The organism is Pseudomonas sp. KCJK9111, assembly GCF_046231935.1.
In the GTDB taxonomy this organism is placed as follows: Bacteria; Pseudomonadota; Gammaproteobacteria; order Pseudomonadales; family Pseudomonadaceae; genus Aquipseudomonas; species Aquipseudomonas parafulva_B.
In genome coordinates this window covers 22,543-29,687 of the sequence record NZ_JBJJMO010000055.1, presented here as the reverse complement: position 1 = coordinate 29,687, position 7,145 = coordinate 22,543, and the positions used below count along the sequence as shown (strand labels likewise).

The 7,145-nt window shown below is 61.3% G+C and carries 7 protein-coding genes and 1 tRNA gene; all 8 read left to right on the top strand.

The genetic code is table 11. The features are described from left to right. Positions 1-292 precede the first annotated feature (292 nt). Positions 293-2,014: a tetratricopeptide repeat protein gene (locus ACK59L_RS17035; protein ID WP_409274902.1), complete on the top strand. Its 1,722-nt coding sequence runs from the start codon at positions 293-295 to the stop codon at positions 2,012-2,014. Between the two features lie 4 nt (positions 2,015-2,018). Continuing rightward, positions 2,019-2,636 carry a lipoprotein insertase outer membrane protein LolB gene (gene lolB, locus ACK59L_RS17030; protein WP_023533208.1) on the top strand — a complete coding sequence of 206 codons (618 nt, stop codon included), beginning with the start codon at positions 2,019-2,021 and terminating at the stop codon, positions 2,634-2,636. Between the two features lie 4 nt (positions 2,637-2,640). Beyond that, positions 2,641-3,501 carry a 4-(cytidine 5'-diphospho)-2-C-methyl-D-erythritol kinase gene (gene ispE / locus ACK59L_RS17025; RefSeq protein ID WP_409274900.1) on the top strand — a complete coding sequence of 287 codons (861 nt, stop codon included), beginning with the start codon at positions 2,641-2,643 and terminating at the stop codon, positions 3,499-3,501. Positions 3,502-3,520: 19 nt separating this feature from the next. After that, positions 3,521-3,595: transfer RNA gene (locus ACK59L_RS17020), tRNA-Gln, on the top strand. Positions 3,596-3,643: 48 nt separating this feature from the next. Beyond that, the gene (locus ACK59L_RS17015) at positions 3,644-4,585 is read left to right on the top strand and encodes a ribose-phosphate pyrophosphokinase (RefSeq protein ID WP_003247410.1); all 942 of its coding nucleotides are present in this window, start codon (positions 3,644-3,646) and stop codon (positions 4,583-4,585) included. Between the two features lie 120 nt (positions 4,586-4,705). Continuing rightward, positions 4,706-5,305, top strand: coding sequence for a 50S ribosomal protein L25/general stress protein Ctc (locus ACK59L_RS17010; RefSeq protein WP_023533244.1), 600 nt, complete (start codon positions 4,706-4,708; stop codon positions 5,303-5,305). A gap of 79 nt (positions 5,306-5,384) precedes the next feature. Beyond that, positions 5,385-5,969, top strand: coding sequence for an aminoacyl-tRNA hydrolase (gene pth / locus ACK59L_RS17005; protein WP_016501511.1), 585 nt, complete (start codon positions 5,385-5,387; stop codon positions 5,967-5,969). Between the two features lie 24 nt (positions 5,970-5,993). Then, the gene (ychF, locus tag ACK59L_RS17000; protein ID WP_196135578.1) at positions 5,994-7,094 is read left to right on the top strand and encodes a redox-regulated ATPase YchF; all 1,101 of its coding nucleotides are present in this window, start codon (positions 5,994-5,996) and stop codon (positions 7,092-7,094) included. Positions 7,095-7,145: the final 51 nt, after the last annotated feature.

Below are 7,145 nucleotides of genomic sequence, written 5' to 3'. Positions count from 1 at the left end.
CCTGAAGTCGCGATCTGCGGCGCCTGAGCTACCGCGCGCTTAGAAGCAAAGCACGGGAATGGGATGGATGCAGGTATGCTACGGGCTTGGCAGCAGCAAGCGCTTGCGCGATGGCTACGCACAAGCCCTTGGCCCGCCGACCAGGCCACCTCCCGCGCTGCAAGCCGAACCACATCCTAATGTCGCGGTCTTCATAAACGAAGGATCCGCTTCATACCTTGGCCCGGTGGGTTTGCCACCGCGCTTGTGTCATCATGCCCCAACCGCCGGTGAGTCTCCTTATAAGCCCTCTATGAACAAACCCTACGCATTGCTGCTTGCCTTCGCCCTGCTCCAGGGCTGCCAGAGCCTGCCCGCGCACAAGGCCGAGCCTGCTGCTGCCGACGCCGGCAAACCCGAAGCCGAGAAGCCCGCTGTGTACGGCTCGTTCAAGCAGGATACGCTCTATAACCTGTTGGTAGCCGAGCTTGCCGGGCAACGCAATCGCTTCGACATCGCCCTGGCCAACTACACCGATGAGGCCGCGCGAACCCAGGATCCTGGCGTCTCCGAACGCGCCTACCGTATCGCCGAATACCTGGGCGCCGATGAACCTGCGCTGGACAACGCTCTCATCTGGGCCCGCAACGACCCGCAGAACCTCGATGCGCAACGCGCCGCCGCCATTCAGCTGGCCCGTGCAGGCCGCTATGACGACGCCATGGCCTATATGGAAAAGGTCCTGCAAGGCCAGGGCGATACCCATTTCGATTTTCTGGCCCTGTCGGCTGCCGAAACCGACCAGAGCACACGTGACGGCCTGCTGCAGAGCTTCGAACGCCTGTTGGTCAAGTACCCTGACAACGGTCAGTTGATCTTCGGCAAGGCCCTGCTGCTGAATCAGGACGGCAAGGCCGAAGAGGCGCTCGAACTGCTCGAATCGCACGCGCCACAAAACGGCGAAATTGCACCGATCCTGTTGCGCGCTCGCTTGCTGCAAGCCCTGGACCGTGGTCCAGAAGCCCTCCCCCTGCTGCGCAAGGCGATTCGCGAAAACCCCGACGACAAGCGCCTGCGCCTGACCTATGCCCGGACCCTGGTCGAACAGGACCGCATCGCCGACGCCAAGGGCGAATTCGTCAGCCTGGTCCAGCAGTATCCCGAGGACGACGAGCTGCGCTATTCCCTGGCGCTGGTGTGCCTTGAAAACAAGGAGTGGGATGAAGCCGAAGGCTACCTGCAGGAGTTGGTCGAACGCGACAGCAACACCGATGCCGCGCACCTGAACCTTGGCCGCATCCGCGAAGAACGCCACGACCCGGCAGGTGCCCTGCGCCAGTACGCCCTGGTAGGGCCAGGGCCCGACTACCTGGCCGCGCAACTGCGCCAGGCCGACATCTTGATCGCCAACGGCCGCGGCACCGAAGCCTCTCGCCTGCTCGCCGAAGCCCGCGAAGTCCAGCCCGACTACGCGATCCAGCTGTTCCTGATCGAATCGGAAAGCTACAGCAACAACAACAAGGACGCCCAGGCCAACCAGGTGCTGCAACAAGCCATCCAGCGCTACCCGGACGACCTCAACCTGCTCTACACCCGTGCCATGCTCGCCGAAAAGCGCGATGACCTGGCCCAGATGGAAAAGGACCTGCGCGCCATCATTGCCCGCGAGCCGGAAAACGCCATGGCCCTGAATGCCCTTGGCTATACCCTGGCCGACCGCACTACCCGTTACGCCGAAGCCCAGGCCCTGATCGACGAGGCGCATCAGCTGACCCCGGACGATCCAGCAGTGCTCGACAGCCTGGGCTGGGTGAACTATCGCCTGGGCAACCTCGACAAAGCAGAGGATTACCTGCGCCAGGCCTTCGCCAGTTTCCCCGACCATGAAGTTGCCGCCCACCTGGGCGAGGTGCTGTGGGCCAACGGCAAGCGGCGCGAGGCCCGCCAGGTGTGGGCCAAGGGCTTCGAAGCCCAGGCCGACAGCCCTGTGCTGCGCAAGACCCTCCTACGCCTGACCGGATCCGAGACCCTTTAAGACCATGCTATTGCGCCATTTCGTAACCTTTACCCTCATCGCCCTCCTGGCTGGCTGTGCCGGCATTGGCAGCCGCGAAGCCTTGCAGGGCCACGGCGACCCACAGCAGTGGCGTGCCCACAAACAGCAGTTGAGCAGCCTCGACGGCTGGCAGATCAACGGCAAGGTGGGCATCCGTGCCCCACGCGACTCGGGCAGTGGCACCCTGTTCTGGCTGCAGCGCCAGGACTACTTCGACATTCGCCTGGCCGGGCCGCTGGGCCGTGGGGCCGCACGCCTGACCGGCCGGCCTGACGCCGTGGTGCTGGAAGTGGCCAACCAGGGCCGCTACGAAGCCACCAGCCCCGAAGCGCTGCTGGAAGAGCAACTGGGCTGGAAGCTGCCTGTTTCCCACCTAGTCTGGTGGGTGCGCGGCCTGCCAGCGCCGGACACCAAGAGCAAGCTGACCCTCGACGGCGACAGCCGCCTGGCCAGCCTTGAACAGGACGGCTGGCAGGTCGAGTACCTGAGCTATGCCGAACATAACGGTTACTGGCTGCCCGAACGCCTCAAGCTGCACGGCAAGGACCTGGACGTGACCCTGGTGGTCAAGGACTGGCAGCCCCGCCAGCTGGGGCACTGAGTCGATGCAAGCGCTTACCCTGCCCGCGCCGGCCAAGCTGAACCTGTGGCTGCACATCATTGGCCGCCGTGCCGATGGCTACCACGAGCTGGAAACGGTCTTCCAGTTTCTCGACCACGGCGACGAGCTAAGCTTCGCTGTGCGTGAGGACGGCATGATCCGCCTGCACAGCGACCTCGATACCGTTCCCCATGACAGCAACCTGATCGTGCGTGCCGCTCGCCAGCTGCAGGTCCAATCGGGTACGCCCCTGGGCGCGGACATCTGGCTTGACAAGGTGCTGCCGATGGGCGGTGGCATCGGCGGCGGCAGCTCGGATGCCGCCACCACCCTGCTTGGCCTTGCCCGCCTGTGGCAACTGGATTGGGACGAAGATCGCCTGGCTGCCCTGGGCCTCGGCCTGGGTGCCGATGTACCGGTATTCGTGCGCGGTCATGCCGCCTTTGCCCAGGGTGTGGGCGAACAGCTCACGCCGGTCGATCCGGAACAACCCTGGTATGTGGTGCTGGTTCCGCAAGTGTCTGTAAGCACAGCAGAAATTTTTTCACATCCGCAGTTGACACGTGATTCTCTCCCCCTTAAGATGCGCCCCGTTCCCAAGGGAAACAGTCGAAATGACTGCCAACCGGTGGTAGAGCAGAATTACCCGGAAGTTCGCAACGCGCTGAACGCACTGGGAAAATTCACAGAGGCTCGACTAACCGGAACTGGAAGTTGTGTGTTTGGGGCCTTCCCAAGCAAAGCCGAAGCTGATAAAGTTCTGGCCCTTCTTTCAGCGACCCAAACAGGGTTTGTGGCGAAAGGAAGCAATATTTCGATGTTGCATCGCAAGCTGCAAAGTCTGGTCAAGAAGTCGAGTGCCTAGCGCTCGCAGCAACAGATACAGGGGCGTCGCCAAGCGGTAAGGCAGCAGGTTTTGATCCTGCCATGCGTTGGTTCGAATCCAGCCGCCCCTGCCATTTTCCTTATACTCATCCAGGTATACCCTCAGCCTTCAGGTACTGCGCGTGTCCAAGATGATGGTCTTTACGGGGAACGCTAACCCCGATCTGGCTCGGCGTGTCGTACGTCAGCTGCATATCCCTCTCGGTGACGTCTCTGTCGGTAAATTCTCCGACGGCGAGATCAGCACTGAGATCAATGAAAATGTCCGCGGTAAAGACGTCTTCATTATTCAGCCGACCTGTGCACCGACCAACGATAACCTGATGGAACTGGTAGTGATGGCCGACGCCTTCCGCCGCTCCTCAGCTTCCCGAATCACCGCCGTGATTCCTTACTTCGGATACGCCCGCCAGGACCGCCGTCCGCGTTCGGCACGTGTAGCCATCAGCGCCAAAGTCGTCGCTGACATGCTCACTGTCGTGGGTATCGACCGTGTACTCACCGTCGACCTGCACGCTGACCAGATCCAGGGTTTCTTCGATATCCCGGTCGACAACATCTACGGTTCGCCCGTACTGGTCGACGATATCGAAGACCAGCGTTTCGAGAACCTGATGATTGTCTCCCCGGACATCGGTGGTGTCGTGCGCGCACGCGCTGTCGCCAAGTCCCTGGGTGTCGACCTGGGTATCATCGACAAACGCCGTGAAAAGGCCAATCACTCCGAAGTGATGCACATCATCGGCGACGTCGAAGGGCGCACCTGCATCCTGGTAGACGACATGGTCGACACCGCCGGCACCCTGTGCCATGCGGCCAAAGCCCTGAAAGAGCACGGCGCTGCCAAGGTTTACGCCTATTGCACGCACCCTGTCCTGTCGGGCCGCGCGATCGAGAACATCGAGAAGTCGGTACTGGACGAGCTGGTGGTGACCAACACCGTTCCGCTGTCCGCCGCTGCTCAAGCCTGTGACCGTATCCGCCAGCTGGATATCGCACCGGTTGTCGCCGAAGCGGTTCGCCGCATCAGCAACGAAGAATCGATCAGCGCGATGTTCCGCTAAGCGGAACGCACGCTGACGAAAAGCGCCCCGCCCCAGCACATCTGCTGGGGCGGGGCTTTTTTGCCATCCCCGTTGGCGCTGGTCGCAAACGCCCTCGGGGGGCTATTTTGGAGAAACAAAATGACTGATTTCACTCTGAACGCCCAAGCGCGTACTGACCTGGGGAAAGGTGCGAGCCGCCGCCTGCGTCACTCCGCCAGCATCCCAGCCGTAGTCTACGGTGGTGATAAAGAAGCTCAATCCCTGACCATCGTGGCCAAGGAAATCACCAAGCTGTTCGAAAACGAAGCGGCCTTCAGCCACGTCATCGAACTGAACGTTGACGGCGTCAAGCAGAACGTCATCATCAAGGCCATGCAGCGCCACCCGGCCAAGCAGTTCATCATGCACGCCGACTTCATCCGCGTCGTTGCTGGCCAGAAACTGACCGCCAAGGTACCGGTTCACTTCATCAACGAAGAAGGCCCGGTCAAGAAAGGCGGCGAAGTTTCGCACGTTGAGTCGGAGCTGGAAGTTTCCTGCGAAGCCAAAGACCTGCCTGAATTCATCGAGGTCGACCTGGCCAATGCTGAAATCGGCACCATCATCCACCTGTCGGACCTGAAAGCTCCGAAAGGCGTAGAGTTCGTCGCTCTGGCCCACGGTGATGACAAAGCAGTTGCCAACGTTCACGCACCACGCGTGTCCGCTGAAGCTGAGGAAGAAGGCGCTGCCGAGTAATCCACTCGCACGCCGGCGTTGATCGGGTTACAGTGCCGCGCGCCCTGTAACCCACCAACTCCAAGGAAGAGCCCCTGACGTGACCGCCATCCAGTTGATCGTCGGCCTGGGTAACCCCGGCCCCGAATACGAACAGACCCGGCATAACGCAGGGGCTCTTTTCGTTGAACGCATTGCCAGCGCCCAGCGCATCTCGCTGACCGCTGACAAGAAATATTTCGGCCTGACGGCTAAATTCAGCCATCAGGGCAACGATGTTCGCCTGCTGATCCCCACCACCTACATGAACCGTAGCGGCCAGTCCGTGGCGGCGTTGGCCAATTTCTTCCGGATTAAACCGGAGGCCATCCTGGTGGCACATGACGAACTCGACCTGCCTCCCGGGGTTGCCAAGCTCAAGCGCGGCGGCGGCCATGGCGGGCACAACGGCCTGCGCGACATCATCGCGCAGCTCGGCAACCAGAACGACTTCCATCGCCTGCGGCTCGGTATTGGCCACCCAGGTGATGCCAAGCTGGTCTCCAACTTCGTCCTGGGCCGCGCACCGCGCGCCGAGCAGGAGAAGCTCGACGCCAGCATCGACTTTGCCCTCGGTGTGCTGCCGGACGTGCTCGCTGGCGACTTCGCCAAGGCGATGCGCGAGCTGCACAGCCAGAAGGCCTGATTTCCTTTAGAGAGGGGAATACCCATGGGTTTCAATTGCGGCATCGTCGGCCTGCCCAACGTCGGCAAGTCCACCCTGTTCAACGCCCTGACCAAGTCTGGCATCGCGGCAGAGAACTTCCCTTTCTGCACCATCGAGCCGAACAGCGGTATCGTGCCCATGCCCGATGCGCGCCTCAATGCGCTGGCTGAAATCGTCAAGCCCAACCGCATCCTGCCTACCACCATGGAATTCGTCGACATTGCAGGCCTGGTGGCCGGTGCTTCGAAAGGCGAAGGCCTGGGCAACAAGTTCCTCGCCAACATCCGCGAGACCGACGCCATCGCCCACGTGGTGCGCTGCTTCGAAGACGAGAACGTGATTCACGTTTCCAACAGCGTCGATCCCAAGCGCGACATCGAGATCATCGACCTAGAACTGATCTTTGCCGACCTCGACAGCTGCGAAAAGCAGTTGCAGAAAGTGGCCCGCAACGCCAAGGGTGGCGACAAGGAAGCCCTGGCGCAGAAGGCCATTCTGGAACAGCTGATCCCGCATTTCACCGAAGGCAAGCCAGCGCGCAGCCTGATGAAGAACATGAGCGCCGACGAAAAGGCCCTGATCCGCAGCTTCCACCTGCTGACCAGCAAGCCGGTGATGTACATTGCCAACGTCGCCGAAGACGGTTTCGAGAACAACCCGCACCTTGATGTGGTGAACGCCATCGCCGAGGAAGAAGGCGCGGTGGTCGTACCGGTGTGCAACAAGATCGAAGCGGAAATCGCCGAGCTGGACGACGGTGAAGAAAAGGACATGTTCCTCGAGGCCCTGGGCCTGGAAGAACCTGGCCTGAATCGTGTGATCCGTGCCGGTTACGAGTTGCTGAACCTGCAGACCTACTTCACCGCCGGCGTGCAGGAAGTACGTGCATGGACCGTGCGCGTAGGCGCCACTGCCCCGCAAGCGGCCGGGGTGATCCACACCGACTTCGAGAAAGGCTTCATCCGTGCCGAAGTCGTGGCCTATGACGATTTCATCCAGTACAAGGGTGAGAGCGGCGCCAAGGAAGCCGGCAAGTGGCGCTTGGAAGGCAAGGATTACATCGTCAAAGATGGCGACGTGATGCACTTCCGCTTCAACGTTTGATCGACGCTTAACTGCAGCGTAGACAAGCAGGAGCATTCAGCAGCCCAATTG